The 26,809-nt window shown below is 58.8% G+C and carries 32 protein-coding genes, 1 tRNA gene and 3 pseudogenes; 19 read left to right on the forward strand and 17 right to left on the reverse strand.

The window, feature by feature from the left end; all coding sequences use genetic code 11:
- The first annotated feature begins 155 nt into the window (after nt 1-155).
- From ku to AC5ZG5_RS35495, 5 genes are all read left to right on the forward strand, one after another.
- A complete protein-coding gene (ku, locus tag AC5ZG5_RS35475) occupies nt 156-1,082 on the forward strand; it encodes a non-homologous end joining protein Ku (RefSeq protein WP_456647046.1) in 927 nt (308 codons plus the stop codon).
- Between the two features lie 77 nt (nt 1,083-1,159).
- Nucleotides 1,160-2,065: a ribonuclease Z gene (gene rnz / locus AC5ZG5_RS35480; protein ID WP_456647047.1), complete on the forward strand. Its 906-nt coding sequence runs from the start codon at nt 1,160-1,162 to the stop codon at nt 2,063-2,065.
- Between the two features lie 23 nt (nt 2,066-2,088).
- Nucleotides 2,089-2,706: a cell envelope biogenesis protein TolA gene (locus AC5ZG5_RS35485; protein WP_456647048.1), complete on the forward strand. Its 618-nt coding sequence runs from the start codon at nt 2,089-2,091 to the stop codon at nt 2,704-2,706.
- A gap of 286 nt (nt 2,707-2,992) precedes the next feature.
- On the forward strand, nt 2,993-3,283 hold the full coding sequence (locus AC5ZG5_RS35490; RefSeq protein ID WP_456647239.1) for a phasin family protein: 291 nt from the start codon (nt 2,993-2,995) through the stop codon (nt 3,281-3,283).
- A gap of 84 nt (nt 3,284-3,367) precedes the next feature.
- The gene (locus AC5ZG5_RS35495; protein ID WP_456647240.1) at nt 3,368-4,348 is read left to right on the forward strand and encodes an alpha/beta fold hydrolase; all 981 of its coding nucleotides are present in this window, start codon (nt 3,368-3,370) and stop codon (nt 4,346-4,348) included.
- A 306-nt stretch (nt 4,349-4,654) separates the two neighbouring features.
- On the opposite strand, the gene dinB is transcribed toward AC5ZG5_RS35495, so the two are convergent.
- From dinB to AC5ZG5_RS35515, 4 genes are all read right to left on the reverse strand, one after another.
- Nucleotides 4,655-5,758: a DNA polymerase IV gene (gene dinB, locus AC5ZG5_RS35500; RefSeq protein WP_456647228.1), complete on the reverse strand. Its 1,104-nt coding sequence runs from the start codon at nt 5,756-5,758 to the stop codon at nt 4,655-4,657.
- A gap of 40 nt (nt 5,759-5,798) precedes the next feature.
- The gene (locus AC5ZG5_RS35505) at nt 5,799-6,071 is read right to left on the reverse strand and encodes a hypothetical protein (protein WP_456647230.1); all 273 of its coding nucleotides are present in this window, start codon (nt 6,069-6,071) and stop codon (nt 5,799-5,801) included.
- Nucleotides 6,072-6,219: 148 nt separating this feature from the next.
- Nucleotides 6,220-6,414, reverse strand: coding sequence for a DUF3072 domain-containing protein (locus tag AC5ZG5_RS35510; protein WP_496165492.1), 195 nt, complete (start codon nt 6,412-6,414; stop codon nt 6,220-6,222).
- Nucleotides 6,415-6,512: 98 nt separating this feature from the next.
- Nucleotides 6,513-7,625 carry an IS630 family transposase gene (locus AC5ZG5_RS35515; protein WP_496165494.1) on the reverse strand — a complete coding sequence of 371 codons (1,113 nt, stop codon included), beginning with the start codon at nt 7,623-7,625 and terminating at the stop codon, nt 6,513-6,515.
- 157 nt (nt 7,626-7,782) lie between these two features.
- On the opposite strand from AC5ZG5_RS35515, the pseudogene AC5ZG5_RS35520 reads away from it, so the two are divergent.
- Nucleotides 7,783-8,177, forward strand: a pseudogene (locus AC5ZG5_RS35520) (helix-turn-helix domain-containing protein); the annotation flags it as partial.
- A gap of 487 nt (nt 8,178-8,664) precedes the next feature.
- Nucleotides 8,665-8,859 (forward strand): hypothetical protein, encoded by a 195-nt coding sequence (locus AC5ZG5_RS35525; RefSeq protein ID WP_456646843.1) that lies wholly within the window; start codon nt 8,665-8,667, stop codon nt 8,857-8,859.
- A gap of 478 nt (nt 8,860-9,337) precedes the next feature.
- On the opposite strand, the gene AC5ZG5_RS35530 is transcribed toward AC5ZG5_RS35525, so the two are convergent.
- Complete coding sequence (locus tag AC5ZG5_RS35530; RefSeq protein ID WP_456646844.1) at nt 9,338-9,487, reverse strand: hypothetical protein; 150 nt, start codon at nt 9,485-9,487, stop codon at nt 9,338-9,340.
- 148 nt (nt 9,488-9,635) lie between these two features.
- Here AC5ZG5_RS35530 and AC5ZG5_RS35535 point away from each other — a divergent pair, with 148 nt between their 5' ends.
- The 3 genes from AC5ZG5_RS35535 to AC5ZG5_RS35545 all read left to right on the forward strand — a co-directional run bounded on the left by AC5ZG5_RS35535 (nt 9,636) and on the right by AC5ZG5_RS35545 (nt 10,814).
- Entirely contained in the window at nt 9,636-9,989 is a 354-nt protein-coding gene (locus AC5ZG5_RS35535) for a nuclear transport factor 2 family protein (RefSeq protein WP_456646845.1), read from the forward strand.
- A 314-nt stretch (nt 9,990-10,303) separates the two neighbouring features.
- Nucleotides 10,304-10,486: a hypothetical protein gene (locus AC5ZG5_RS35540; RefSeq protein ID WP_456646846.1), complete on the forward strand. Its 183-nt coding sequence runs from the start codon at nt 10,304-10,306 to the stop codon at nt 10,484-10,486.
- A gap of 139 nt (nt 10,487-10,625) precedes the next feature.
- A complete protein-coding gene (locus AC5ZG5_RS35545) occupies nt 10,626-10,814 on the forward strand; it encodes a hypothetical protein (RefSeq protein ID WP_245475047.1) in 189 nt (62 codons plus the stop codon).
- A gap of 234 nt (nt 10,815-11,048) precedes the next feature.
- Here AC5ZG5_RS35545 and AC5ZG5_RS35550 read toward each other — a convergent pair whose 3' ends face one another.
- The 3 genes from AC5ZG5_RS35550 to AC5ZG5_RS35560 all read right to left on the reverse strand — a co-directional run bounded on the left by AC5ZG5_RS35550 (nt 11,049) and on the right by AC5ZG5_RS35560 (nt 12,804).
- The gene (locus AC5ZG5_RS35550) at nt 11,049-11,258 is read right to left on the reverse strand and encodes a PRC-barrel domain containing protein (RefSeq protein ID WP_456646847.1); all 210 of its coding nucleotides are present in this window, start codon (nt 11,256-11,258) and stop codon (nt 11,049-11,051) included.
- Between the two features lie 46 nt (nt 11,259-11,304).
- Entirely contained in the window at nt 11,305-11,640 is a 336-nt protein-coding gene (locus AC5ZG5_RS35555; RefSeq protein WP_456646848.1) for a hypothetical protein, read from the reverse strand.
- 969 nt (nt 11,641-12,609) lie between these two features.
- Nucleotides 12,610-12,804 carry a hypothetical protein gene (locus AC5ZG5_RS35560; RefSeq protein ID WP_456646849.1) on the reverse strand — a complete coding sequence of 65 codons (195 nt, stop codon included), beginning with the start codon at nt 12,802-12,804 and terminating at the stop codon, nt 12,610-12,612.
- Between the two features lie 1,484 nt (nt 12,805-14,288).
- On the opposite strand from AC5ZG5_RS35560, the gene AC5ZG5_RS35565 reads away from it, so the two are divergent.
- The 3 genes from AC5ZG5_RS35565 (at nt 14,289) to tnpB (ending at nt 15,146) form a co-directional block, all read left to right on the forward strand.
- Nucleotides 14,289-14,543 carry a hypothetical protein gene (locus AC5ZG5_RS35565; protein WP_456646850.1) on the forward strand — a complete coding sequence of 85 codons (255 nt, stop codon included), beginning with the start codon at nt 14,289-14,291 and terminating at the stop codon, nt 14,541-14,543.
- A gap of 166 nt (nt 14,544-14,709) precedes the next feature.
- Nucleotides 14,710-15,039, forward strand: coding sequence for an IS66-like element accessory protein TnpA (gene tnpA, locus AC5ZG5_RS35570; protein ID WP_456646851.1), 330 nt, complete (start codon nt 14,710-14,712; stop codon nt 15,037-15,039).
- Entirely contained in the window at nt 15,036-15,146 is a 111-nt protein-coding gene (gene tnpB / locus AC5ZG5_RS35575; RefSeq protein WP_456646852.1) for an IS66 family insertion sequence element accessory protein TnpB, read from the forward strand. The genes tnpA and tnpB overlap by 4 nt, the downstream gene beginning before the upstream one ends.
- 223 nt (nt 15,147-15,369) lie before the next feature.
- On the opposite strand, the gene AC5ZG5_RS35580 is transcribed toward tnpB, so the two are convergent.
- From AC5ZG5_RS35580 to ligD, 4 genes are all read right to left on the reverse strand, one after another.
- Nucleotides 15,370-15,630: a hypothetical protein gene (locus AC5ZG5_RS35580; protein WP_456646853.1), complete on the reverse strand. Its 261-nt coding sequence runs from the start codon at nt 15,628-15,630 to the stop codon at nt 15,370-15,372.
- 57 nt (nt 15,631-15,687) lie between these two features.
- Complete coding sequence (locus AC5ZG5_RS35585) at nt 15,688-15,945, reverse strand: hypothetical protein (protein ID WP_456646854.1); 258 nt, start codon at nt 15,943-15,945, stop codon at nt 15,688-15,690.
- 1,468 nt (nt 15,946-17,413) lie between these two features.
- A complete protein-coding gene (locus tag AC5ZG5_RS35590; protein WP_456646855.1) occupies nt 17,414-17,605 on the reverse strand; it encodes a hypothetical protein in 192 nt (63 codons plus the stop codon).
- A 546-nt stretch (nt 17,606-18,151) separates the two neighbouring features.
- Nucleotides 18,152-19,072: a non-homologous end-joining DNA ligase gene (gene ligD, locus AC5ZG5_RS35595; protein WP_456646856.1), complete on the reverse strand. Its 921-nt coding sequence runs from the start codon at nt 19,070-19,072 to the stop codon at nt 18,152-18,154.
- A gap of 151 nt (nt 19,073-19,223) precedes the next feature.
- Here ligD and AC5ZG5_RS35600 point away from each other — a divergent pair.
- Together AC5ZG5_RS35600 and AC5ZG5_RS35605 are read left to right on the forward strand one after the other, a co-directional pair.
- Nucleotides 19,224-19,391: pseudogene (locus AC5ZG5_RS35600) on the forward strand (DUF3606 domain-containing protein); the annotation flags it as partial.
- A 308-nt stretch (nt 19,392-19,699) separates the two neighbouring features.
- Nucleotides 19,700-20,083 carry an NUDIX hydrolase gene (locus AC5ZG5_RS35605; RefSeq protein WP_130229599.1) on the forward strand — a complete coding sequence of 128 codons (384 nt, stop codon included), beginning with the start codon at nt 19,700-19,702 and terminating at the stop codon, nt 20,081-20,083.
- Between the two features lie 141 nt (nt 20,084-20,224).
- Here the strand turns inward: AC5ZG5_RS35605 and AC5ZG5_RS35610 are convergent, their stop codons facing one another.
- The 4 genes and pseudogenes from AC5ZG5_RS35610 to AC5ZG5_RS35625 all read right to left on the reverse strand — a co-directional run bounded on the left by AC5ZG5_RS35610 (nt 20,225) and on the right by AC5ZG5_RS35625 (nt 23,431).
- Nucleotides 20,225-20,365, reverse strand: a complete 141-nt coding sequence (locus tag AC5ZG5_RS35610) for a hypothetical protein (protein WP_496138731.1) — start codon at nt 20,363-20,365, stop codon at nt 20,225-20,227.
- A gap of 139 nt (nt 20,366-20,504) precedes the next feature.
- A pseudogene (locus AC5ZG5_RS35615) lies at nt 20,505-21,165 on the reverse strand (SOS response-associated peptidase).
- A 269-nt stretch (nt 21,166-21,434) separates the two neighbouring features.
- Nucleotides 21,435-22,571 carry a YaaC family protein gene (locus AC5ZG5_RS35620; protein ID WP_456646857.1) on the reverse strand — a complete coding sequence of 379 codons (1,137 nt, stop codon included), beginning with the start codon at nt 22,569-22,571 and terminating at the stop codon, nt 21,435-21,437.
- Nucleotides 22,572-23,062: 491 nt separating this feature from the next.
- Complete coding sequence (locus tag AC5ZG5_RS35625; RefSeq protein ID WP_456646858.1) at nt 23,063-23,431, reverse strand: hypothetical protein; 369 nt, start codon at nt 23,429-23,431, stop codon at nt 23,063-23,065.
- 326 nt (nt 23,432-23,757) lie between these two features.
- Here AC5ZG5_RS35625 and AC5ZG5_RS35630 point away from each other — a divergent pair, with 326 nt between their 5' ends.
- Nucleotides 23,758-24,192 (forward strand): hypothetical protein, encoded by a 435-nt coding sequence (locus AC5ZG5_RS35630; protein ID WP_456671299.1) that lies wholly within the window; start codon nt 23,758-23,760, stop codon nt 24,190-24,192.
- Between the two features lie 480 nt (nt 24,193-24,672).
- Here AC5ZG5_RS35630 and AC5ZG5_RS35635 read toward each other — a convergent pair whose 3' ends face one another.
- Complete coding sequence (locus AC5ZG5_RS35635; RefSeq protein WP_456646859.1) at nt 24,673-24,963, reverse strand: DUF7684 family protein; 291 nt, start codon at nt 24,961-24,963, stop codon at nt 24,673-24,675.
- 386 nt (nt 24,964-25,349) lie between these two features.
- Between AC5ZG5_RS35635 and AC5ZG5_RS35640 the strand changes: the two genes are divergently transcribed.
- The 3 genes from AC5ZG5_RS35640 (at nt 25,350) to AC5ZG5_RS35650 (ending at nt 26,807) form a co-directional block, all read left to right on the forward strand.
- Nucleotides 25,350-25,423 (forward strand) — tRNA-Asn (locus AC5ZG5_RS35640).
- Nucleotides 25,424-26,306: 883 nt separating this feature from the next.
- Nucleotides 26,307-26,501: a hypothetical protein gene (locus AC5ZG5_RS35645; RefSeq protein WP_456647266.1), complete on the forward strand. Its 195-nt coding sequence runs from the start codon at nt 26,307-26,309 to the stop codon at nt 26,499-26,501.
- 120 nt (nt 26,502-26,621) lie between these two features.
- Entirely contained in the window at nt 26,622-26,807 is a 186-nt protein-coding gene (locus tag AC5ZG5_RS35650) for a hypothetical protein (protein WP_130229592.1), read from the forward strand.
- Nucleotides 26,808-26,809: the final 2 nt, after the last annotated feature.

Raw genomic sequence — 26,809 nt, forward strand, 5'->3', positions numbered from 1 at the left:
CGTTTCGTTCATGAAAAGACGGCGTGAGCGTCAAATTGCTCGGGACCGGATGCAGGATTCGCGAATAATTTGAGGGCCACGCGTGGAGTGTCGGAACAACGCTTCCTGGATCGTCTTGAATCCAACCGCCTTGGAAAACCGGAGTTCTGCGTAAAATGGCTCCCCGCGCCAACTGGAAAGGCTTCCTGCGTCTATCCCTCGTCACCTGTCCGGTCGCGCTGTACCCAGCCACATCGGAGAGCGAGAAGATCTCCTTCAATCAGCTCAATCGAAAGACCGGGCACCGCATCAGGTACCTGAAAGTCGACGCCGATACTGGCGAGGAGGTCGCTAACGAGGACATCGTCAAGGGCTACATGCTCGACAAGGAAACCATCATCGAAGTGTCGAAGGAAGAGCTTGAGGAGATCGCGCTGGAATCCACCCGCACGATTGACATCGACGAGTTCGTCGATCGCGAGGAGATCGACCCGCGCTTTCTGATCCGTCCTTACTACTTGCGGCCGGACGGCAAGGTCGGTCACGACGCCTTTGCGGTAATCCGCGAGACCATCCGCGAGATGAACAAGGTCGCGATTGGGCGGGTGGTGCTGACGAACCGCGAGCACATCATCGCGCTCGAGCCGATGGACAAGGGTCTGGTCGGGACGCTGCTGCGTTATCCGTACGAAGTCCGCTCCGAGGACGAGTATTTCGACGAGATCCAGGACGTTAAAGTCACGAAAGACATGCTCGATCTGGCCAGGCACATCGTGAACCAGAAGAGCGGCCGTTTCGAGCCAGACAAGTTCGAGGACCAGTACGAGACGGCCTTGATCGATCTCATCAACCAGAAGCGAGCCGGCAAGCCGATCACCCCCAAGGAGCGACCGCGCGGAGATAACGTTGTCGATCTGATGGAGGCGCTGCGGCGCAGCGTCGGCAAAGAAGCGGAGCCGGCGAAGGCTGCCAAGCCGGCCAAGAAGCCGCGAAAGGCGACGGCCGGCCAGAAGGAAATGCTGATGCCAATCCAAGGTAAGAAACAGGCGAAGGAGACGGCTGGGAAGAAGCCGACGAGCAGGCAACATCGAAAGTCGGCCTGACTCGGATATGATCTGGTCGCGCGAGGGCGTGAGCGTTTTCGGCAAGCCACACCGAGAAGAGGGACGCTAGGCGACGAATGTTCGCGCTCACCTTCCTGGGGACGTCGGCAAGCGTCCCGTCGGCCGAACGTAATCATCCGGCGCTTCTCGTCGAGGCGGGCAATCATCGCATCCTGATCGATTGCGGAGAGGGAACGCAGCGCCAATTGCTGCGCGCCGGGGCTGACTTTCGAAGGCTCGACCGGTTGCTATTGACCCATGGCCATTTCGACCACGTGCTCGGCATTCCTGGTCTCTTTTCGACCCTGCGACTGCGGCAGAGCACCGAAGTCATGACGATCCAGGGTGGTCCCGGCACACTCGAAGTCGTCGTCCGCATGCTCGCAGGCCTATGGGGTGAGGGAAGGGCGCCTATTCCGCTGCAGCTCGTTCCGTTGACGGCGGGCCAGGTCATCGACGCCGGCGAATTCGCGATCGACTGCTTTCCGGTACGCCACCGCGACACCGATAGCTTCGGATTTTCCTTTGAAAGCCCGGCCCGCCGTCATCTTCGGCCGGACCGCCTCATCTCGCTCGGCGTGCCGGACGGCCCGGTTCGGAAGGAGCTGGCGGAAGGAAGGCCAGTGACGCTGGCGGACGGCAGGACGATTGATCCGGAAGACGTCCTCGGGCCGCCGGAGGGGCAGAAGAAGCTCGTCATCGTGGGGGATGCCGAAACTACCGAGAGCTTGGCCGAGCACGTTCGCGGCGCCGACGTACTCGTGATCGAGGCCACTTTTCTGGATCGCGATGCGGCCATCGCGCGGGACTACGGCCATCTCACTGCGGCGGAGGCGGCCGCCCTCGCAGCCAAGAGCGACGTCAGGCTGCTCGTCTTGACCCACATCTCGGGCCGCTACACCGATGAGGAAATCCTGGCCGAGGCGACGAAGGCGTTCCCGAACAGCCGGGTTGCGACCGATTTCGACCGCCTCGTGGTCTAGCAGGGGCGCAGGAGCACGAGCAAATGGCGAGGAAGCTGAAGACGTACCAGACTTCGCTCGGCTTCTTCGATCTGGCGGTGGCGGCGCCCTCGATGAAAGCGGCTCTGGAAGCCTGGGGCGCCGAAGGCAATCTCTTTCACCAGGGAGCGGCGAAGCAAAGCGAGGATCCCGACGTCATCGCCGCGACCATGGCGGCGCCGGGCGTCGTTCTGAAGCGCCCTGTCGGCTCCAGCGGAGCATTCAAGGAGCACGCGGAACTGCCGAGCGATCTCGCTGGCGACGGCAGATCGAAAAAGGCTGGCCGCAAGTCGGCAAGCCGAAAGCCGCAGCAGCATACAAACCCAACCGAAGACGCGGCGGCCGACCGAAAGGCCGCACTCGCTTTCGAGAGGCAGCATAAGCGGCGCGAGCGTGAACGCGCGAGGGAAGAGGCTGCTCGGCAGAAGGAGCGCGAGCGACGGCAACAGGCCGTCGACAACGCACAAAACGCCTTGGATGCTGCACGCCGGAAGCACGAACAGAACGCTGCCGACCTTCAGGCTGAGCTCGAGCTTATCAAGGAAAAGGCGCAGGCTGAGGAAGCGCGTTGGGAGAAGGAGAGGGCTCACCTAGAGACCGCGTTGCGGCGAGCGCGCGGGTAATCCCGCGTTAGGAACGCTACACCGCAAGGCATGTTTTAGAAATGACCGTTGTGGTCGAGCTACCCATTCTTTGGAGCCTCAGATGAGTAACCGTAAACGAGCGATAGCGTCAAAACGCGCCCGCGGCCCTAGAAAAGCGGTACCGGCCTGACGGAACAAGCAGGCTGTTGTTAGAAGCCCGAAAGACAACCCTCTGCGCTCTGTTGCCGCAGGCTCGACTGAATCGCGCAGGCGTCATGACGAGTCAAAGCAGTCAAAGCAAAAGAATCCCATCGTTGAGAATCAGATGGCTGCCTTACAAGATAGCTTCCGTCAGAGGATGAGGGACAACAATACAAAGGGATTTGATCTTTCTTTAGTGACGGCAAGCCTGCAGGCTTATCAAGCGAATTTTCTGGAAATGGCACAAGCCGACATGCAACTTGCTTTTGAATTCGGTCAGAGACTTGTGACGATCAGGTCGCCATTCGAATTTTTCGCCGTCATTGTAGAATTTACAAGCAGGCGCATCGACACCTTCCGGAAGCATTCGAAGCAGATGGCTGCGTATCCGTTCTTGGGGCACGCGACCCCTTAGTGGTCGCCGCGCACTGGCCAAGGTCGCGGTTGCTCCACCCATTCGAAGTAACCCGCCAGCGCGGACCATCTAAGGATTGACCCGATGTCCACAACTGAAACCGTCCTGCTGATAGTCTTGGCCGGGCTTATCGTTCTAATCCTCGGCAATATTGCGTTTCAGGTGGCAGCGGAGCGAAAGAACCCGCCGATCGGCGCCTTCATCGAGTGCGACGGAGTGCGCCTTCATTATGTCGAACGCGGCGATGCCGCCGCGCCTTGCGTGGTCCTGTTCCACGGGAATGGCACCATGATTCAGGATCTCGTCCTAAGCGGTCTGGTCGACCGCCTAGCCCCCGACTACCGCGTCGTTTGCTTCGACCGGCCAGGGTTTGGCTACAGCCACCGTCCCCGCATGCGCATCTGGACGGCCACAACGCAAGCTACCTTGTTCGCAAAGGCTCTTGACCAGCTTGGCGTGCGCAATCCCGTCGTGCTCGGCCATTCCTGGGGAACGCTGGTGGCGATCGCGCTGGCGCTGCGAAGCGACTATGCCGTAAGTGGGCTCGTGCTCGCGTCCGGCTACTACTTTCCGACCTTTCGGATGGACTTTTGGCTCATGTCAGGTCCGGCACTGCCACTGCTCGGCGATCTGATGCGCTACACCATCTCGCCGATCACATCGTGGCCCCTTATGCCGAAGCTTATTCGCACGCTGTTCGCGCCGCGTGCCGTTCCGCCGGAATTCAAGAACGAATTTCCGATCTCACTGTCTCTCCGGCCCAAGCAACTGAGGGCGGCAGCCGAAGAGAGCGCGTTTCTTCTTCCAGCCGCCGCACAGTTGCCGCTTCAATATCAGGGCATCCGATGTCCCGTCAGGATCGTGCATGGAAAGGATGACCGGCTCATCGAGCCCGACCAATCGCGCCGCCTGCACCAGGCGTTACCCCATTCCGAGCTAGATCTGGTCGAGAATGCCGGTCATATGGTGACCTATGCAGACACGCCAAGGATCGCGGATGCCGTGGCGGTGCTGGCGCTCACCGCACCGACGAGGCCGGAACTTGGAGGCGAGGCCTCGGCGTAAATAATTCGGATGTTGACGGAAGGTGTCAGCCCGTCTCGCTGGCACCTGCGGATTGGCATCTCTGCAGCATTGAATGTGTACGCACCACTATCAAGGCAGCCGAACGCTCGGTCTTGCCTTTCCACCAACACTGCTTGCCGCCGCAGACGAGGTGATCGCGTAGGCTTCTTGTTGCAATGCGTGAGTCCGGAAGTGGCCCATCCCCGACATCTTGTGAGGTCTGATTTAGTGCCTCCTCTTAGGGCTACAGCAGACATCCGCACCGACTGAGCTACAGCGGTATGATGAGTGGATGCCCCAGTCGGTTCAAATCCCGAAATCCAGTTGCGGCTTCGCGTCGTCCCCGCCTTGCAGGGAAGATAGCGAGACCCCCAGGAGGCGCACCGCTTTCGGAAGGGGCATGTTGTCCTTCAGCAGGCTAGTGGCCAGTTGTGCAAGATCGTTGCGGTTCGCGACCGCCGAAGAGACGGACCGGCTGCGCGTGATGATCTCGAAGTCGGCGAACTTCACTTTGAGCGTCACCGTCCGCCCCCGGGTGCCCGTCGACTCGCAGTGTAGCCAGATCTTCTCGATCAGCGGGTCGAGCTCTGCTTCCATGGTGTCGAATTCGGTTAGATCGGTCGCGAACGTGTTTTCCGCGCCGACAGACTTTCGGATCCGGTTGGCTCGAACGGGCCGTTCGTCGACGCCGCGCGAGATCCAGTAGTAGTAGGCGCCGGACTTGCCGAAGTTTGCGTTCATGAACTCCAGCGTCTGGTTGCGCATGTCGAGACCCGTGAAGATGCCCAGGGCATTCATCTTCGCGCTCGTCGCCGGGCCTATCCCGTGGAATTTCACCACGGGCAGCCCCTCCACGAAGGCGGGTCCCATCTCAGGCGAGATGACGAACTGGCCGTTCGGCTTGCGATGATCGGAAGCGAGCTTCGCCAGAAACTTGTTGTAGGAGATGCCGGCCGAAGCGTTGAGGCCCGTCGCGGCCTTGATCGTTTCGCGGATGCGCGAAGCGACGTCCCTACCAAGCGGGATGCCTTGAAGATTTTCGGTCACGTCAAGATAGGCCTCGTCGAGTGACAAGGGCTCGATGATCGGCGTGTGCTCCGCGAAAATCTCGCGAATTTGCCCGCTGATGGCCTTGTAGACCTCAAAGCGCGGCTTGACGAAAATCAGATCGGGACACTGGCGTTTCGCCGTGATCGACGGCATCGCGGAGCGCACACCGAACTTCCTGGCTTCGTAGCTCGCGGCAGCCACGACGCCTCGCTCCGCCGAGCCACCCACCGCGACCGGCTTTCCGCGGAGGTCCGGGTTGTCGCGCTGTTCCACGGAGGCATAGAACGCATCCATGTCGATGTGGATGATCTTGCGATAGGACGCGGTCGAAGCGCCTTGCTCGGGATCGGGTAGGACCATGCGCGGATTATAGAGGTCCGCGGTCGAGTCGTCGCAGCCCTTAAGCCGCGTCGTCGGGAGGGCACTCCGGGCAGGTGTCGCCGATTGAGTCCAGCACTTCGGCGATCGCGACGGCGGCCGCCTGAGACGAGACGCCAAGCGGCGGGTACTCGCGGGCGATGTCGAAGGCGCGATCGCGGACATGCGGGTCGGTGCGGTCCTGCATCCACCCGTGCTCTTCGCATTCGCGGATCGCGCCCACTTCTTGCAGCACGGAGATGGCCCATCCTCGCAGCGTCCGGATCGTCGCGCGCCGTTCCCTGGTCATCAGTATTTGGACGGCTCCTGGTGCGCGAAACGAATCCGCGAGCTCAACTTGCGTTCCGGCGAGCTAGCACAGGGCAGGGATTCGCAAACGCGGGAGCAGTTGCTTTTCCACCGCGAGATCGGTGCGGAACGGCGGCCGCTGACGGGAGGGCAGGCTATTTCCCCAACCCGGCCTTCTTCCGCAGTTGCTCGATCAGCTCGGACGCCTCTGCCTTCGTGAGTTCCTTCTCTCCTGGGACGGGCTCGTGCGCCTGCTCCGCAAGGGTCTTGAGGTATGACGCTTGGGCGCCCGTCATCGGATCATGTCCTGAAACCCACTCATTCGGGTCCTTTTCCGTGTTGTCGGCCATGATGAACCTCCAAAAAATCTGGCTCCGGTCCCAACTTGTAACTTGAAAGAATGTTCCTGTTTCGTTCTAATAATGAGCTCCACGCTAGTCACGTGAATCTAAAGGTCGCCACATAATGTCTGCTGAGCTTTGTGACAGAAGCGTTTGACAGAGGCCAAGATCTGGTCTGCGGACTTGGTCCATTTGAAGGGCTTCGGGTTGTTGTTGTTGTGCCGTTCGATGAAGGTACGGATGTCGGCCTCGAGCTGCCTGACGGAGGTGTGAACACCTCGCTGGATTTGCTTTCTGGTGAGCTCAGCGAACCAGCGCTCGATCTGATTGATCCATGACGCAGAAGTCGGCGTGAAGTGAACATGATAGTGCGGCCGGCGAGCGAGCCACGCTTTGATCTTGGGCGTCTTGTGGGTGGCGTAGTTGTCCATGACGATATGGACAGCGAGCCCCTCAGGGATTTGAGCGTCGATCTCTTTGAGGAACTTCAAGAACTCGACCGCCCGATGGCGCTTGTAGCATTTGCCAATGACAAACCCGGAAGCGACGTCGAGCGCGGCAAAAAGCGTGGTCGTGCCATGCCGCACGTAGCTGTGCGTGCGACGTTCCGGTACGCCAGGCATCATCGGCAAGACCGGTTGCTCGCGATCGAGTGCTTGTATTTGACTCTTTTCATCAACGCTGAGGACAACGGCTCGGTTCGGTGGGGACAGGTAAAGCCCGACAATATCGCGCACCTTGTCGACGAATAGCGGATCGCTCGACAGTTTAAATGTCTGGCTGCGGTGCGGCTGCAAGCCGAACGCTGTCCACATTCGGCGGATCGTAGTGTGAGAAAAGCCAGTTTCCGCAGCCATCGAGCGGATCGACCAGTGCGTCGCGTCGGGCGGCGTTGTACGCAATGTCCGCTCGATTACCTCAGCAACCTGATCGTCGTTGATGGTTCGAGGGCGGCCAGGGCGGGCTTCGTCAAGCAGGCCATCACAGCGATCCTTCAAGAGTCGGCGGCGCCACTTGCCAACGGTGTGTTCATGGATGCCAAGTTCGGCAGCCACAGATTTGCTTGGCAAGCCATCTGCGCACCGTAGGATCGCGCGGCACCGCTCAGATAGCGACCGGGCCACACGATAACGACGAACCTGCCTCTCCAAATATGCTCGCTCTTGCGGACTCAGCACCAACGGCTCGATTGGCCGGCCTCTAACACCTGCATTCGCCACAAGCGCTCTCCTCTACAGAGATTCGAGCCATCATATAATGTGACGAACTTGCGTTCCAGATGACTAGAGCGGGGTGGGATTAGCTTGAATCGATTGAGCATTCCCAAATCAGCTCGGTTCTGATTCAACATGCTGGCTGGGAAGGAGGCCAGCATGGATGGGGCGAGCGTATTCGACTGACCTGCGTGAGCGCGTGGTTGACGCCGTTTGCAAGGGTGGCCTGTCGTGCCATCAGGCGGCGGCGCAATTTGGTATAGGCATCAGCACGGCCATTCTCTGGGTGCAGCGCTTTCGCGAGACCGGCAGCGTCGAGCCGGACCAGATCGGCGGCTACAAGCCGAAGAAGATTTCGGGAAAGCATCGTGATTGGCTGGTGCAACGCTGCCGGACGGCGGATTTCACCTTGCGCGGGCTGGTGGCCGAGCTTGCCGAGCGTGGTCTGAAGGTCGATGACCGGACGGTGTGGGACTTCGTCCACGCCGAGAAGCTCAGTCACAAAAAAAGACGCTGATTGCTGCCGAGCAGGACCGTCCCGATGTTGCCCGTCGGCGGACGTGACTAGTGCCGGCTCGATGAAGCGGGGGTAGGCAGCCTTGACGCCGATCGGCACCGGTTTCTTACGCTGAAACGCCACGCCAAGGAATCCCCGACGCTATGAGCTGATCAATTGGCACAAAAGAAATCGTTCCGCCTCTGCAACCTGTCGCACCCATCCGAATTTTCTTGTACGCTAGGCTGTGGAATGTCTGCCGCCATAGCCTGGAAATCGCGCCTCCGCTTAACCCAGTTAGGTGGACGGCTGCTCGTAGCGGGTCATGCTATTTTTTCCGAGGGAGACGGAGATGGCTTTTCCGATCGAGGCTGATCCTAAAAAGGACTCTCAAGTTGTGATTATCGTGGTTGATCGGCTGGAACAGGAGAGGGCTCAGCTGCTTGCTCTTCGAAAAAAGGTATCTGACGCGGCACACACATGCCAGTCCCTGGGCGCCGGCCGAACGCTGGGTGGAGTTCCGTCCCACTCAAACCAAGGAAGTGAGCCATGAAGGACCTCACAGGAAAGTGGCGCCGACTCCGCGCTGATGCAAAGCACTTTGCCATCTTGAGTGTGTCGGCGACAGATCCAAGTCAACGCGAGCTATTCAAGCGTTTAGGTGATGAGCTTGCTATCGAGGCGCTTGAGCTGGAGCAGCTCGTGAAAAGGAAATTGAATAGCAAGGGCGATTGGCTCACGTGAGGACTTGGGCGGCAGTCAGCCCACCTAGGTGACGCTCTCATGCATCTAAGGCCGGCCTGCACAGTCGGCTTGGCCCGTCCAGTCGATCTTTCGGGCTTGTGAATATCTGGGCTTGTGAAAAATCTTGGCGGCTCGGACGAGCACGCGGCGCTGGCAAGCCCCAACCCGCGTGTTCTCTTCCAGAGGGATGACTATCAAACGTCCGTCGGCTTACGGCGGCGCCTTACCAGCCACTACACGCCGTAGCCGATGGCAAGGATAAGGCCTGCGCCGTCGATTAGCCCCGGGGCTCCGTTGGTGTGCCCGTGTCCGTGTGCCCGGTTTTGACGACCGGGCTGTTGGAGCTCTGGCGAGGTCGCCAGCATTGCGCACAAAATGCCAGCAGCCCTAAGGCTAGATCACGAACACTCGGCGCCGCGGTAGGAAACGGCGTCCTTGAAAAAGCCCAGTCACGCCCGATGGCTGCCGACGATTTGAACTACTCCTCGGGACTCCATAGGTCCGCTTCCATTTCTGCAACGATGTCTTGCAAGAGACGGATTGCGAGCGGGTCGGTGACCTCGCGTTCCATCATGCGGTAGCGCATCACCCGCTCTTCCAGTTCCCGCTGTTGCTCGCCGTCGGTCATTGCGCACTCCTTGCGTGAGCAAGACGCGCGAGGAGACTAATGGTTGCCGGAACTTGAAAAATTCTCGGCAGAATTTGGGCGGTTCACAGTCCATTCAGGCCAGAGCCCGTACTCATCTCCGCGGGAAGCGTCAACGAGGAGGTGGAACATGTCGAACGCTCGCGAGGGCTTCGATGCGATCGATATCGTTGTCGATTGGATCGACGCCTGTAAGCAGGGTCGGTTGGATGATTTGCTCGATCTCTATGATGAGACGGCTACGGTCGAGTGCTGCGAGGGTGGGCGCTTTCAAGGCCGAGCCGCGATGAAATGGTACTGGGGTCAAAGGCTCGCGGCATCCGCAGCCGATGCTTTCGGGATCGACGCATTGATGCCGGAGGGGGACGGCCTCTCGCTCGACTATCGCGGATATGACGGCAAGCGCGTGCGGACGCGCTTCTGGTTTACCGATGCGGGAAAAATCCGGCTCACGGCCTGCGTGCCGATCAGAGAGGCTGTCTAGTGCGTTGCTATCGGGCCGACCTGTTAGAATGGCCGTCCAGGACGGTATTCGGCTTTCACGGCTGCGCCATGGCAGCAGGGCGCTCTGACGGAGGCGCACGGGCTCTAACGGGGCTCTACATCCAGGCACTCCAAATGGAAAGCGGCCCCTGCCTCGGAGAGAGGAGCAAGGGCCGCTTTCTCCTACAGGCGTCCCAACAGACGCAGAGGGCGAACGGCCGCCCGGCCCGATCGTTCCAAGTTAGGACTTGCTGTGGAGCGAATGGCCTTGTCACGCGCCATGAGCGTGCTGGGAAAAGCGCGGACATTTGGATCGTGAGAGGCAAGTATACTCGCAAAGCGGCAGCGACTCTGCTCCGCTTTGCAAAATCGACTTCCGCCCCCAACCTGGCGGCCGCATTGGTGGAGAAGGCCGCTGACCTCAACGAGCGGGTCGAGGACTTGGCTCTTTCCAGCAAGGACGAGAGCGGCGCTGCTGCGCGCGAGCAGAAGCAGTAGCCGTGGCGGCTGGACGGGAAGCCAAGCGCCCGTAGTTCTCCGACCGTGTACAAGGTTCCTATACTGTGGTTTCCTTGCTCGCCGGCATGGACTTGGGCGGTGAGAATTGGCCATTTATCGACTGTTGCTAAACTCCGGGGTGAAGCCGGAGGAGATCAGCCGCATCACAGCGGCTTACGAGCGCGCATTGCATACCCTGTGCGTCAAGGATCGCGACGACCCTCTAACGGAAATGATCGCAAAGAAGGTCATCAAGATCGCGCAATCCGGCATCAAGGACCCCGCCCAAATTTCGGCTCTGGCAATCAAAGAACTCGAAATGCGATAGGCCGGCGCCGCTCGCACCTCCCGTGTTTGGAACCGAAACCTTTCTAACCCATGTGCATTTCATGACGGGGGCTTCGCGAGATGCGAGGCAGCATGAACCCTCTCTCAACGGGCGATGTGTTCCTGACCGTCGCCATCATGTCGACAACGTTTCTGCTCGAGGTCGGCGTCTTCATCCTGATCGGAATGTTCTGAAAAGAGCGCGCAGGTGGACAGCGCGGGCCGGTGCAAGACACTAGTCCTCAGGGAACTTGATGGTTGAGACCGGCCATTTCCCATTGTGGCCTTTGATCGAAATCCGAAGGCCGTGCAACTCATCCAGCCAAACGTTCTCGACCGCGCCGGCCTTTCCGTTAGTAAGGACGACGGCGATGCCGATCAGTTCGGATTGTGCCTCACCGAACTCACTCAAAATTTTTGACGCACGAACCTTAACCGATGACACTGCTCGCCCCTGTTCCGCCGAGCCGTCCGTGCTGCCCCATCGCAGCTTACCGGCGCGGCTTGTCCCAATGCTCGGCCGCTGGGATGATCGATGGTGACTGCTCTTCCAATGCGCGGAGCCGGTTGATTTGCGTTGGAACGTTCGCCGGTAAATCCGGCTCTGGTTTCAGCAACGCACGCAATCTCTCGCCGATCTCTCGAACAATGGCGCGGCTGTGTTTGTGGTCTATGTCAATGCGGTTGGACATCACGGGGTAAGAATGCCGCCCACCACAGACCCACGCCCACGCCACCCGTCCTCCCCCCAACTTGCCGAGCACCTCTGGCAAATGGAGCCGGAGACCGCCGCTTTTGGCTATCTGCGCGAGCGCTTGTTCCGACAACAGCGGGTCTTGCGACCTTTGGCTATCCGCGACATGCGCCGTGTAGTTTTAACGGCGGGCGGCGGTCTCATGGCTTCTGAAATCGTGGCGTGAGCTTTCGTTCCGAATCTCTTGCCAGTATGGCGGGGAAAATTTCTCGGAGCGCAGGAGCCGCTGTCGCTTCGGTGCAGCGTCGCGGCCCGCGACCGATTCACCCCCCGCGATCGTCCAGGGTCTTGCCTAGTGGGTGGCGGAACAAAACCACAAGAGTTTCCTTGTCTTGTTTCGGAGGTTAAAAATGAGAACCTCTGCATTGGTTGTTTTCGCTTTGATGGTCATTTCCCTGTCGCCCGGTACAGCTATGTCTCAGGGCTTCGACATCGGTCCTGGCGGAGTGCGTGTCTACGGGCAATGTGAGGAGCTAAGACGGTCGTGTGAGAGGGGCGAAGGCGGCTGCCGGCGATATCGGGAAACCTGTCAAAGGGGCGCTCGTCGTGGCGATGTGTGTGCAGAACTGAGAGCCGCATGCCTGAATAAGGAACGCCTGGGCGAGGAAGGCATGGGCAATTGCCGAAGGTACCGCGAGACCTGCCGTTGAACTCTGGGAAGGGCTGCACCCCGAGATCAATCGCCGATCTGCTCGTACGCGAACGGAAGCGTCCGTGAGGTAGATGGCTTCTTGTTGGTATGGCGGGCTAGGCAGCCTGGTGTGGCGTCAGCTCCAACGCGGCCCGTCGCCCGACCTCGGTCAGGCCGCTGAGCGTTCGATCGCCGCCTTCCGCGCATTCGATAATCCTGCTCGCAATGCGACGGCGAGCCTCATGATTATTGCTGCCTTGCGGCAGCGCCTGACAAGCCCTTTCGAGCGCGACTTGCATGTGGGCAAAGGTCCGGCTGTCAAACCTATCTGCAATCAACATAATCGGGACCTCCTGGGCCGGCTGAAAAGGTGGAATCCTCGCCTCCATCAAAAGCTGTTCGAGCCTTCCGTCATGTCTTCATGGTTGCCCGCCCGTTGGGCTTGAACACGGCGATGCGCCGGTCGCGCAACCAGAGTTCCAAGCCATTCTCATGCAGCAGGGACTTCGCGCGCTCTCTCGCTGTCCCATCGTCTGGACATTCCAGATCGAGCCGGTTCGCGACGTGGCCGGTCTCATCCAAGAGATAGGCGCGATAGGTCGCCATTGGTGCAATCCCCTCGAGCCAGGGAACTTAGTACATTTTCGGCGGCAACAAAGAACCAGAGTTGCGGCAATGCACCTAGCTGGTGCGGCGCGAAAGCTGGAGACCACCGAATATTTGCACGCTTGCCTCCACCGACTTTTTTGACTGCCCGGTTTTCCAACGGAAGTCAGATCACGCCCACAATGATGAAAAGTCCGATTTCAACCAGTAACACCGCCCCTGTCATGGCGGAGACAAGAAACAGGTCACCCGGTGATAGGAACCGCATGTCTCACCTCACCGTTTCGAAGAAACGGCCCCGACATCAAGGGGGCAGGATGCTGGAGCCGTTTCTCCGAGATCCTTGACGCGTTCATCCGGCGCCAAGTGCTCCAATCTTAATCCAAATTTAAATAGCGTCCACATTTAATTTGTTTAATTTACGTGTTATATATTTAACCCCAGAATTAATATGGCAAATATTCAGACGATGGGGATTGACGGATTTCTCCTCCGTTCTCGGGTGACATCGGATACGGCTGGTGCACGGCGCTCGCCTCATTTTCACGGATTAGCAACCATAGGAAATGATCCGAAAATTTTAGCGAAACAATTCAGCCGCCTCCACGTCGGTTTGCCGGAGGGCATGGGATCATGACAGAGCGCCAGTTGAGAGACCGAGAAGTGGAGATCGTGCGCTATCGCCTGTTGGAGCGGGAAGTCACAGATCCGCTTGCCACGTGTCTGCTTCACGCCATTATCGAAGAACTCGAAGCTGATCTGCAAAGGGATCGGGACATCGGTCAGAGACCTTGTGAGTGGAGGCCGCGCTGATAGAGGTCAGCCGACAAGCTGCCGGCAACCCCATCACAATGTTGATCTCGCGCTCCAGTATCTTGGATACGATGATCGAAATGTGCGGCCCGAAGCGATCTATCCGCCGCGCGCATCACGATCTTGAGAAGTCGTCCGGCAACGGCTGCTTGCAATGTCTCCGCCTCATCCCACGGCGCCCACATCCAGACTGTCACGCATGGCTCTTTAGGGTGTATCGGCTCAACGACCTTTCGGAGCGGTCGAAGCAAACAGCGGCCTAGGCCTCAAGTGCAAGCACCAAGCCAACCCGCTAGTTTTACTTGAGACCGCTCAGTTTCCGCATGTAGTAGCCTTGCCTCTGAACCGCCCGCCAAATCTCTTCGCTGACACTGGCGACGCGTTTCCTACGCCTGCGCCACCTGCCTGATGCACCGCCAGGAGGGATTGGAAATCCCCTGCGAACGACGAGCAAATCGCGCCTGCCGTTTAGATAGACATCGAACATCGCGGTTCTCCCCAGCCAACGCCAGCATATCGCCGCAGATCAGAAAGGAGCGTTGCGCGAATACAACAGCAATGCAGTTTTTTCCGCTGCTACCACTTGCCGGGTCGCCGACCCCAGGATGATGGATTGCGAATGCGGTAGGCTAGCACCAATTGACTTGGCGACCACAGGTGAGTGACTGCAAATGTCCCTGCTTTTCCATCGTGCCGTCGAGCACATGGAAATATGGAGCGCCAGCAGCGACGGCTATTCATTCGTGATCAGCTTCGAAAGTCTTACCGGCCCTGGCTTTCGCGGAAGTCCCGGCTATGTCGCGTCATGGCGCCCGTTTGAACAGAGCCGTGGCGCGATCAGGGTCGTTGGCTCGCCCTTCAAAACTTTTGCCGAGGCGGAGGCCGCCTGCACAACTATGCTAAGTTATCTAGCCAGCGAAAATTGACGCGCAGCCCATTCGGCTCCGGCACATACGTATCCGTTCGGTGAAGGCCGCCTTGCGGAATGAGGCGTGTTGTTGAGAACTGTCCTTATGGACAGCGATAGGCGCAGTGCCCAAGTCGAACGGCTTGAGGTGGTGGACACGGGCCGGCGGCGGCGCTGGTCCGAGGATGAGAAGCTCAACCGTCCTGGAGAGCTTACAGGCGCCGCGCCAAGTCGCGGCAACAGCGCGGCGATATGGCGTTTCGCGCTCATTGCTGCTGCGATGGCGACGCTCGTTTCAGCCTGAGCCAAAGGATGTCGCCCATCAACCCGGCTTCATACCGGCGATGGTGGTCGCGGAATCAGGGCCGACGCCCTGTCCAGTCGCGCCGGCGAGCAGCGGCGGGTCGATCGAGATCGAGTTTGCGGCCGGGGCTCGGATGCGGATCACGGGTACGGTCGACGCGGCGACGCTGAAGGCCGCCGTGGCGGCGCTGGCAGATGGACGCCTACGGTGATCCCGATTGCGTCGGGCGTACGGGTGTGGATTGCGACCGGCCACACCGATGTGCGTCGCGGCATGAACTCGCTGGCCTTGCTGGTGCAGGAAGCCTTAAGCGAGTAGGGCGCCCCGGTTGGTTCCTCATTTGGAACCCCCGCAGCCAATACCCCCGCCGGGACGTTGATGGGCATCACCGCACGGCTCTTGGTATCTATCGGTGATGAGAACGCTCGATAACGGTAGCGCTCCCGCCCACTCAGGCATAGGGAGTAGCGCTATGCTTAAGCGGCATCACTTCAAGGTGACTCAAACACTCGAAAATCGTCTGATCGAAGAGGCCAAGTGCCTACGCGAGGAAGCTAAAGCGCTCCCACCTGGCCATGAGCGGGACCAAAAGTTGCGGAAAGCGCGTCACGATGAAACCGCCGCTCACGAGGAGGACACTGACCGCGAGACCGTGCTGCGTCACCTGATGGAGGGCCAGTACCGCAACCCCATCCGGATCCAGCGAAGGCTGGTCGCAGGACGCCGCGGAGGAGATCGCCGCCGAGCTGCGCCAGCGCTGCCCGGAACGGGGCGAAATTCCGGAGCAATTGGCGGCGTTCATCGGGCGCTATGGCGAGCCGTCCGCGATCCGCTGGCGCTGCCGATGCGGCTGTAGCCTTCAAGTCCGGTGCGGTGTTTGCGTTTGTGATACGCTGAACCGCCACAGCGCCGAACGGCCCTTGCCTTCACGCGCGACCATGCCGGCTTTTTCCAGCCGCCACAGACTTATGAGAAGCGAAGAGACTTTGCCGGGCAGCGTTTCGTGAACGGACACGTCATGGCCGAGTTTCAGCATTTCCCGGACCATGGCTTCTGCTGTCATCGGCCCGTGCTCGGCAAGGATTTTGCGTACCACTATCAGCCGCGTGCTGCTCAATTCATCCCCGTGAAAGTAGTCGTAACGCGCTATCGCCAGAACATCCCAAGCGCGACCATCAACGCAACACTTTAGCGCAATGAAAACAAACGCTGCCGCTTGCTCATTTGTTTCGACTGCCCCGCCGCAGACCAAAAGAAAGCCCCCAGAAGAGGGGGCTAGTCATTCGGGTTTAAGAGCAGCTGACAGAGAAACGGCACTTTTCTCCACCAGCACTGGTAGGGTGCCATGCCGACCTGGGGGATCAATTACTTAGATTAAGAAAGCCACCACGGTGACCTGGATGTCAGGCGCGGATTGTGCCGTTGGGCCTTACGGCATCGGCCTTGGCGGCCACCTATCCCGCAATTCGGCATGGAGGGCATCGGCATGGGCGCGGGGAATAGGCGCTGATGCGAGCGGGCGGCTCGTCCCAAAGGCGGGCCTCTCTCTTTTGACCATGGGCCGTGGGGCTGGTGATCGGTGTTGTGACGGGAGTGCCCCGACGCCAACCATGCAGGATCAACGCCGGGGCGTGCCGTCTTTCGGCCGACCACTGGGGCTGGGGGCTGTAGGTGATCGGCGAGAGCCAGCGCCGCACGATAAGCACGCCGACGCCGCAAGGGCAGCGCAGTTTGTGCCGCCGTCCCGGCGTTTTTAGGTTATACCCCGATATGATTTCATTTCGCCGCGCGAACAGCGGGCTGCGCGCTATCGCCAAAACACAGCAAACGCGACCATCATTGCCGCCGCCACACAGCGAGTCCGACAATGTAGGGCATGTCGCGTTCCTCGCGCGGCGTCATCATCATGTCCCGTCGTTCACTTAATCCGAACCAGCGCTTGCGCATCCGTTTCCGTCGATAGGCGAGAGCGCTGCCCCGACGCGACTTTCGTGGGGGAGCACGCCGGGGCTGCGCTTCCTCTTCGGCCGACCATTGGTCTGGAGGAATCGAGATGATCGGCCAGGAGGTTGCACGCCGAGCCAAGCGCCGCGTGGGCAGGAAGTCTGTGCACTTCTGCACACAGATGGCGCAGAAATTCGTGAGATCAATAATAATGTGGGTTAGGATCGGACGACGGTGGGGCTGGTGATCGCCCCCGCGGGGGGCTCTTAACCCAGGTTGTTGATCGCGCCGGTCGGCATGGCACGCTTGCGCGCCGGTTGGAGAAGTCCCGTTTCTCCCCCAGCGTTTCAGAGCAGTAACTTCGACAGCCTCCGAAGGGAATCCCTTCCGGGGCTCTCTTTTGATCGGCTTAAATCAGTTGAATTGCTCCCGCCATCGACGTAGCACCATGCCTTCCCTCCGGAAATAGCTACTGCAGACCTCGCTCCAAGGATGTATATTTCACAGCTCACAATTCGGGCTGGGGATGTGTCATGCTGGACACTGACCGTTTATTCACCGCGTTCGTTCTCACGGCGGGCGCTCTCACGACAGTCATGACAGCGTTTGCTCTTCTCGCGTTTTGAGCGAAGTCTTGGCGATCAGACCCACGTCTCCACGACCTGCGGCTCGTCGTCGGCCGAGTGCGACCTGCAGTGCAGGCCTGCAGCTTCGAACGCGTAGCGCAAGATTTTAAACCGCGGTCCGACCGTACGCAGCATCACGGTGGTGGGCTGCGGCACCTCGCTGCCGCTAGCTTCGAACAGGCGTGACGTAGCAGCGGGGGATTCCATCTGCTTCGATCACCCTAGACTTGCTAGCAATGACTCACTCCAGGCAGGGCCGAGCGCGGCATATTCGATAACGTCGGGCGGGGGCGGCGTCGCAGCGTATCGTCGAAAGAAGGCAGCGAGGCTAATGCTTTACGGGCGGGGTCTCATCGAGGACCTTGCTCACGTCCGGTTCGTCGATGCCCTCATCGTCAGGCCGGTTGCACTTCGCATGGCATCCCCGCGCTGCACTGACAGCCGAGCTCTTCACTCCAGGCGAGTTTCGGATGGTTCTCGCAGACCCAACCGAGGCCCAAGCAGATCGGACACTTAGGATTCGTCACGCGTTCCCCATCGATAATGGCTTGACCGGGGATGCCAAGGGCACCGGCGATGACCGAGAAGCGTTTGGTCCAGTCCAGGCGGTTCGAGTGTAGGCCTTCGCCTTTCCCTTATTCAGATGGAGCTGGATCTGTCGTAGATATCGCGCCTGGGAATCCCGGCCTTGAATGGAATAGCAAGCGAGATTTGCCCCTGCACTGCCGCTCGTCAGGAACTTCCGGCGGTCCATCATAGATCCTCCCGCAGGCCTTTAAAGAATGGGTGCCGCACCTTGCCCGCGGCCGACTTGGCGCGGTACTCGATTTCGGCCAGCAGCGTCGGCTCAACCCAGATGCCCTTGTGCGCGATCCGCTTGGTGTAGGGTTGCGTCTTCCGGATCAGCGGCGTCAGGCGCTTCCGCAAGTCGGCCGCGGATGCCTTATCGAAGCCGTGGTCGACCTTGCCGGCGTAGATCAGCTCGGCGCCCTTACGCCGGCCGAGATAGATGCCGTCCCATTTTCCTTCGTCCAGGGCGAAGCCGGCGATCGTCAGCGTCTCCCGCTGCGCGCACGGCTTCTTCAACCAGTTGCGGCCGCGGCCTGAAACGTAGGGGCTGTCGGCGATCTTCGACACGGCGCCTTCATAGCCGGTCTTGCAGGCGTGTTCGAACATCGCACGGCCGTCGACTTCGAAGCTCTTGCTGAACTGGACATCGGTGCCGGCGATCAGGTTTTTCAGGGCAGCCTTGCGCGTGGAAAGCGACAGCTTCCGCAGGTCGTGGCCGTTGAGGTAGAGCAGGTCGAACGCGACCAGCACGATTTTCTTCGACCGGCCCTTAAGCTCGCTCTGCAGCACCGAGAAATCCGTGGTGCCATCTTCGGCCGGCGCGACCACTTCGCCGTCGACGATCGCGCTGCCGGCGGAGATGTGCCAAGCGTCGTCGGCGATCCTGCGGAAGCGGTGGGTCCAGTCATGGCCGCGACGGGTGAATACCTTGATCGTCTCATTGGCTAGGTGGACCTGGACGCGGTAGCCGTCGAACTTAATCTCATGAATCCATCTGGCGCCGCTTGGCACGCGCTCGATCTCGGTGGCCAGCGCCGGCTCGATGAAGCCCGGGTAGGGAACCTTGGCGCCGATCGCTGTCGACTTCTTACGCTGAGACGCCACTCCACAACTCCAAGGGCGAAGGCTAAATCAAATGAGGTCGTCTCGATTGGTTCCGGAGCGCCGCCCCTTTGCCGGGAACTAGGGACGTGCATCCCGCGTTGCGCCGATACAGTAAGGGAGGCCAGAATGGCGAAAAAGGCAAAGAAACAGACAGCGGGGTCGCAAGCAGGATCGCGCGCGTGTCGCCGGCGGGCAGCGGCACGAAGTCAGTTATGAATCCAAGAAGACCGGCCGATCAGCCACGAGCGTGAAGAAGGCGGTCAAGAAGGTCGGCAACAGCAGGAAACGCGTGGAGAAGCGGCTCGCGCGGAAGAGATAGAAACCGCTTGGCTTATAGTGCATTACAAGAGCGGCCAAACGGTGCCAATTTGAGTGGCCCAGCCAACCGGTGGCCTCAGCTTCCACTTTGCCGAGGCCCTTCTCACTACACCTCGGGATTTACTATTTCAGGTTATCTGCCGCCGGATTGCTTACCGGTAAGGTTGTCAGTGCCCGGGCCGACGTTCGCCTTCATCACGTATCTCCTTATCCAGTGATGCGGCCTAAAACCAATTGATGTAAGTGGTTCCTACTTCTCGCGCTCCGGCGCTGTCTCATCAGGTTTAGGCCAGGCTAGGAGAGCTGAGGATGGCCAAGTCGTCTAAACTCGTCGCAGCAAAGCGGGGCAGAGTTCTGCTGGTGAGGCGGCGACGTGATGGTTTGTGGATGTTTCCAGGCGGCCGTAAGCGGACGAGAGAGACCGAAAGGGAGTGTCTGCGACGAGAGCTCAGGGAGGGGCTTCCAGATATCAAGGTCGGCAGAGTGCGTCTTTGGAAAGAACTGAAGGCCAAGAATAAGCGGTCCGGCCGCAAAATGAGCGACGTCATCTTTGTCGCCAAAAACGCGAAGGGGAAGCTGACGATCGGTGATAAAAAGGAAATCGATCGGGTAGCCTGGCACAAGCCGGGAGCCGTCCGTTTGACGCCGACGTCGCGCTACATTCGCGACCGGCTCTTTCCAGATAAAGATTGAACAAGCTGGCAGGCACGTCTTGCGCTTTGGTTCTTCGATCGCTAGTAGGACTTTTCTGTGGCCGACAGAACAGCTGGCGAACGTGAGCGGCCGAGTGGCAGCTGGCCTTGAACCTCAGCTTTTACTTTGAGGCGACATCCCTCAATGGAGCCGCTGGCGCAGCTTCTCGATGATCTCGCGCAGGTCGCGCGCATACTCCTCGAGGATACGTAGCGCCTCCTCTAAGGGTGACGACTTGGGCTTCGACGACGCCTGTCGATCTGGTTCCTCGGACCTCGTCATAAGTTTAATGCTTGGTCGAGGATCGAGCGCGACCGTTGATTTAGATCAAGGCCAGCCGCCTCACCCCAACCGGGTAGGCGCCACTATGCTGATGTTTCCTGACACCAAAACACGGTGCGGGCCAAACCGCAGGCCGGTGTCAGGCTGCCAGCTTGTCTTCTTTGTCCGGCCCTCTCAGGACGATCTTGAGCGCATGATCCGGCAACGGACGCTGCAGCGCTTTAGCTTCATCCCACGGTGCGCGGAGCCAGACGTCGCGTTCCTCGTCGGTCGTCAGGACCATGGGCATCGCCTTGGGGTGGATCGGCGCGACGATCGCATTCGGCTCGGTGGTGAGGAAGCCATAGACGAGATGAAGACCGGGGACCGGTTTCGACTTGGTGCCCCGGTCACCCTTGAACTCGGTCCAGATCCCGGCAAATGCCGTAAGCGGCCGGTCCTCGTTCAGCGCGAACCAGACCACGTCCTTTTTTTTCGTGGCCGGATTTGGCTCCGGCGCGTATTCAGCGAAACTGTTGAAGGGGACCAGGCACCGGTTCTCCGGCTTCAGCAGCCGCGCCAGTGCGGCGAGCTGGTCCTGCGGATATTCGTCACGGGCGGACCGGGTTTGCTCGGCGGAGGCGGCATGCCCCAGCGCATCAACACCATTTCGCGGCCGTCGGCACCGTTGCGCACACGGGGGCCGGATAATCAGGAAACACCCCGGGCATCGGCGGCAGGTTGCCGACGTAGCGGTTGATGACTCGGAACAGCGCGCGGATCGCTTCCTGGTTGGAGGTGATGCTGTAGAGGTTGCACATTACGAACTTGCTGCGCTGATCATGGTGATGGGCGGTAGTGCCATCAGCGCCATACCCGAAAATAGAAGCATCCCACTATCCCAAGCTGGCCAAGGAACGGCATCCCGACATACGTCCCAAATTCCCATACAAACCGCCCCGGTTCAGCAGCGTAATCGAGCGAGTAGCCATTGCGGACGAGCCATGCGGCGAGATCGACACCATCTACTGCGCAGGTTGCCCCTTGTCCATCGGGGTAGGAGTTGACTTATCAAGACACGAGCCACGTCCTATCCATAGAGGTTTCGCGAATTTGCCCAATCGATAGATTTTTCGACAAGCTTCGAAAAGTCGCTGAGCACTTTGGCTGAAAATGCCTCAATTATTGAAAGCGCGCGGTCATCCGCTGCACGTCTCTCAAATGCCGAATGAGAAAGAGCGTGCTGCCAGACTTGGGGTCGATACCGCACCAAAGAACTCAGGAGAAATGCGCCGCAAAACTGTAGGGCAAACTCCGACAGGTTAACTCCGTTCAGTGGTTGGATAGCGGTGGGATGATCATTGGTGATGCCCCCAGCCAAAGCAGGCAATATCGACGAAAAAGGAATGCGTACCTGACTCGGATATGGCGCTGCACTAAAACCACTTTCGGTTTCAATGAGGAATTTATCGGAAAACTCACCGTTAGAGGGCTTATCAACGTTATGGGAAAGTAGGACCGTGTTGTCACATGCATGACCGGCTTCGCAAAGACACCATTGCCGCAGAAACGGAAATTTCTGACGCCATTTGTCTATGACCAACCGCAGGTCATTCCTGTCGGCTATCAAATGGGGATCGTCAATTCGCAGCTCGACATCATTACCTCTATGATAGAAGCTTATCGACCAACAGGCTGCATCTTCGGAAAACGTCCGTTGATAAAGCCTCTGCAAGCTTGGAATTCTGCCGAGGATGTCTTTGAAAGAGCAAGTGGTACCACCCAATGCAGCGGCGGAGTCGAAGGGCTTTGGCTCTGAGCGCGGCATAGAATTATCGAAATAATTCGGCCGACCTAAAGAGGCGACTACGTCATTGAACTGCGCGAACAAACCCTTTTGGTGGAATTTTAGTGTCAAGTCTTCAACTTTTGAAGTGGGTTGCGCTACGCCAGACAACCCATGAGATTGTGCGATCGTTGATATTGATTGGATGTTGCGCGCAAGGACGATTGCTTTGGCAAAGCCAACCATGCCGTAATAGATCTGCAATGGCTGTACTTGGAGCGGAGCGGAAGATGCTATTTCGAAAAACAATCTGCCTTGCTGCAAGCAAGCGGCGATATCTCGAGCGACTTCAGTTGATGGGGTCTTTCCAGTTGATTTCTTAATGATTGTTTTGAGATTTGTGGTGCTTTCAAGGAATCTGATGTCGTTCCAATCTTGCATCTAGCCCGCCTTGTCTTCTTTGTCCGCGCCCTGGCATCGCGATCTTGAGCACATCATTCGGCGGGGATCACCAAAGAACTCACCGCGATGTTTTCCGTTCAAACGCTCTGAGGATGGCCGCGCCTCCCTGCGTCCCAGGACCAAGCGAAGCGCCACGAGCCAGCTTTGGATCGTAGTTCGCAAGTTTATGGTCGCCTATTCCGATTGATTTGATCCCCCTTGATACGATGACGGTGATTTCCCCCATTTGAGCACGCGGCACTAGGCTTTGCACAAATTCCTTCGCCTTCCGCACCGATGGCAGGCTTGACCTAAGGGAGGCTGCTTTGAACGTCCGTGAATGGTACGGAAAGATTTCTATCGCAGCTAATCGCTGCGATAGCGAGCGCAGCGCGGCAGCGCAGTCATTCCCGCAATGGTCGCTTGCAATCTGCTGGATGACTTTCCGTAGCTTCCGTTCCCACCACTGGAAGCCTCCCGTCCAGGCGTAGTCAGGATTTAGGGACAGAAAAGGATACTTCTACCTCAGCAAAGTTCTGCCTGATGATTAAACGGACCTGCTCGGCGTGCTCTGCATCTTCCTCGGTCTGGTAATCGCTGAGGCCGAGACCGGGATTGAGCATGATGATGAAAATATCCGCCCTCAATAGATTGCCCTGATAGGGCACAGGCAGGAGTCCTAAGTGAAGCGAGCCATCGTTTTCGTCACCAAAGGTGGGGTGCTCAACGAATGCGCGATGACTTCGAAGGGTAATCTTGCTTATGTTCGTAGCCGCATCAATGAATGATCGGTCATCGTCGTGAACGTATGGAGGCTGGCTCAGATCACAATTCTTCCAAAATTCGACAAGTTCGATCATTTCCCCGCAGCCTGAATGTTCGGACGTTACAAAACTGGTGAATAGCTCTGCGCCGCTGCTGATCTTCCTTGTCCGCCCCCGCGCAAGACAATCCGCAGCGTATCATGCGGCATTGGCCTTCACCCTGTCTGAAGGCGCGCGCATCCAGGGCGGTATTAGTCTTAGCACCTGCTCAAAGCTCCCGACTACATCGTCTTGGTACGCCAACGCGATTTGTCCTCCTCAACGTGATGCAGTTCGCCGTTTATAGGCCTCAATCATTTCAGCCGTCACGTCGCTTGGATAACAGAGCGGAGCCGCTCCGCCAGGTCGCGAGTACGCTGTCGTTGACGGCCGATATCAAGCCGGAAGCGCACATGGTGGTCGGCGGTGGCGATCGCGGGTACTTCTTCTCGACCGGGTCAATCACCTTCATCGGCAGCCTATGCCACGTTACGACAACGACGTGTCCCGCATCCTCGCAAATGTCGTCCGCCGGTTTCGGAAATGCCCACGAAATCCAAGCAAGAGCGGGATGGGGAACGCCAGCTGCACCACGAAATCAATTCGCACGTTTTCTGTACCGCCCGAAGGGTTCGTCCTCGTGCGCTCTCTTCGGATGGAAGGTCGTTCGGGTGACCATCCACCTTAAGCTGAAAAGAACCTCAGCCCGCCATGCCTTGTTCCTAGCAGTCAGCCGCTCAGCCTCAGTGATGGCGGCAACAACACGGGCGAAAAAGCTTTTCACCGGCATCCGAGGCATCAGTCATACCGACGAATAGCATAAGTCAATCACCAGCCAAAGTTCACTTTGGAACCCAAGAGCCCGGAGATCGTTGGTCCGCATCACCGGCCGAGGCTCTGCCCGTAGGCGTCGGTGGCTGAGAGACCGTCGCGCTCCCGCCTGCACAGCGAGGGAGCGCTTCATGGATCAACGCACACCGTCCCGTTTTCCACTCGAACAGTATTTCCGACAAACAATCGAGCAGACGCGCGAACTGTTGCACCGGTCACGTGAACTGCTCCGGCAGCCGATGCCTGACATGTTCCTCGGCCGGAAGACACAAGAGCCATTCCCTCGGCGGGATGACGCGTGAGGCCATCCCAGTCTCGGCCGTTTCAGCGCCTCGACGCGTGTCGCCTACTGGCCCGATGGCGAAGTCTTCAGAGAGCGCTCAGTGGTCTGCTCTCCAGGGCGGACCGAACGTCGCAAGCAATCCGCTTGGACGGCGCTTTTGACCCATAGCGGATATCCTTGCGGACTATAATTTTACTATTTGGACCGGCCGATCTCGCTCGTCGTTCCACCAACCAGCGAACTCCAACACCTCCTCCACCGACTCATTCGAGTGCGAGGTGGTGGTAACAAAGCGCGTGTCATCCGACGCGTCGCCCACCACGAGTTCGTCGATGATATCCTCTATCCGCGCCGCGCCTTCTCCGACGACTGCAATAAGAGCAACTTTATCGCGAAGGCACTGCTCGACGAAGGCGCTCAATAGGTCTTCGTTCGATAGTGGCAGGTGAAGAATGACCCTCGACGCATAGCTCATGATTGGTGCCCATGTCCGCTGCCCTCGCACGGCACTTGGCGAATGGGCGCTGAAGCGACCGGACCAGGTGCAACGCGGACGTCATTGTAGGCCGAGGTGGTTTGCTTGGCTCGATTGCGTTTGCGTTTCATGCCCCGTGATTTAGTCCCACGGCCACCAAGCTTCATTGATCTACGTTAGTCTATGCTGCTGGCTAGTCCCAAAGGCGAGGTCGAGTAGCGCTGTAACGGCTCAACGAAACGGCCTCAGCCTGTCACCGCTGGGGCCGCCAACCACACGGCTGGTTTTCCTCCGGCCGGGGGGCTGAGGGTGCAGTCGCAACCGGGACCGGAGGCGCAGAATCGACCATCGTCGATCAATTTTGTTCCTTGCTCAGCCGAAAAGATTGGAGAGTGGCGCAGCGGTAGCGCAGGGCACCGTTAATGCCGTGGTCGCAGGTTCGAATCCTCCTCTTCAGCCAACTAACGCGGAACGGCGGGCTTATCGTGGCAGTCGATGAGCGGATGGTTTCAGCCATTGGCTCAGTTGCGCTCCAGTCTCGGCTTGCCGTGCTCTGCGAATAAGTCGTTCGCGTTCGATACCCGGGTGAGTGCCTTGGGCCTGTTTGCGCAGGCGTGCTGCTTCTTCAGCTAGCCGTTCTTCGAGTGGTCCTGATTGTTGGAGACGACGCCGCTCTTGCATGCGCTGCTCCCTATTTTGAGTGGGGGCGGGAGCGCAACCGGCGTTCTCATCACCGATAGATGCCAAGGTCAGTGCGATGATGCAACGACAATAGAGGAAATCAGACTTCGTTCCTAATCGAATGATGCCGGTTTTCCCCGCTGTTCTGTCACATCATCGTCGCGGAAGAGCGCCGGCCGCTAACATGGGTTAGGCGGTCAAGCGCGCAACCATTCAGCCGGCTTAGCTCAATAGGTAGAGCGCCCGCATTGTAGGTGGGCGATTGAATCCTGGCTCTTCAGCCAAGACAAGTAGCGATCGGAGACGCATCGATGGCGGATGTCGGTTTCATTGATTTAGATCAATGGTGCCCGTGTGGTTTCTCCGACCAGAGGGTATGAAGCCGCCGCCAGAGGATCATCGCTCCGGTCAGGAAGCGCCAAAGCCCGAGCCTTCGCGCTTGCAGGAGGCGCGCCGAGCCGTCCAAGAATACGCGGGCAATCTGCGGGAAATCATCAAGAAGCTCCGGAGTCGTCTCGAGCACTAAGGCTGCCACAGCGCACAGCGATCCTCCTTATCCAGATGCACCCACTTGTAGGGCGCTGCCCCATGAGTCTAATCGCGCACCCTTGCTCTCGTGTTATGATTTCTGCCATGCTTTGCCTACGTAAGGAGTGCGGACGGTGAGGCAATCCAAGCAATACCAGAAACAAGCAAAGAGCGCAGAGCGCATCGCGCTCGCACTCGCCGATGCTGAAATCTCAGAAACCTTCCTCAATCTGGCGAAGGCGTACCGCAGTCAGGCCGACGTGCTCAAAGCTAAGGAAAAGCTGAAAACCAAACAAAAACCGGGCAAAAAGCAACCCGGAAGTAAGTAACTCTTCGCATCTCATCTCGGTCTATTTCGGAACGTGATTTGGCTTGATCTCGTCGCTTCTCAGGGGGTTGCCAGCGGATTCCATGTTGCCTAATCTTCCCGCCGTCTGCGGGAGCGACTCATGAAAGACATGCAAGCGCACTTGGAGAAGCTTCGGAATGAAGCGGCAGAGTGCGATTTAATCAGCAAGCTCGCGACCAACGCGACCAAGAAAGCGCTATTCGCCAAGCTCGCCGAACATCACCGAGCATTGGTGAAGGAAGTGGAGCAAGCCATCGCGGCTTCCTCGATAAACCTCAACGATTGAAT

This window comes from Bradyrhizobium sp. Ses1, assembly GCF_059512365.1.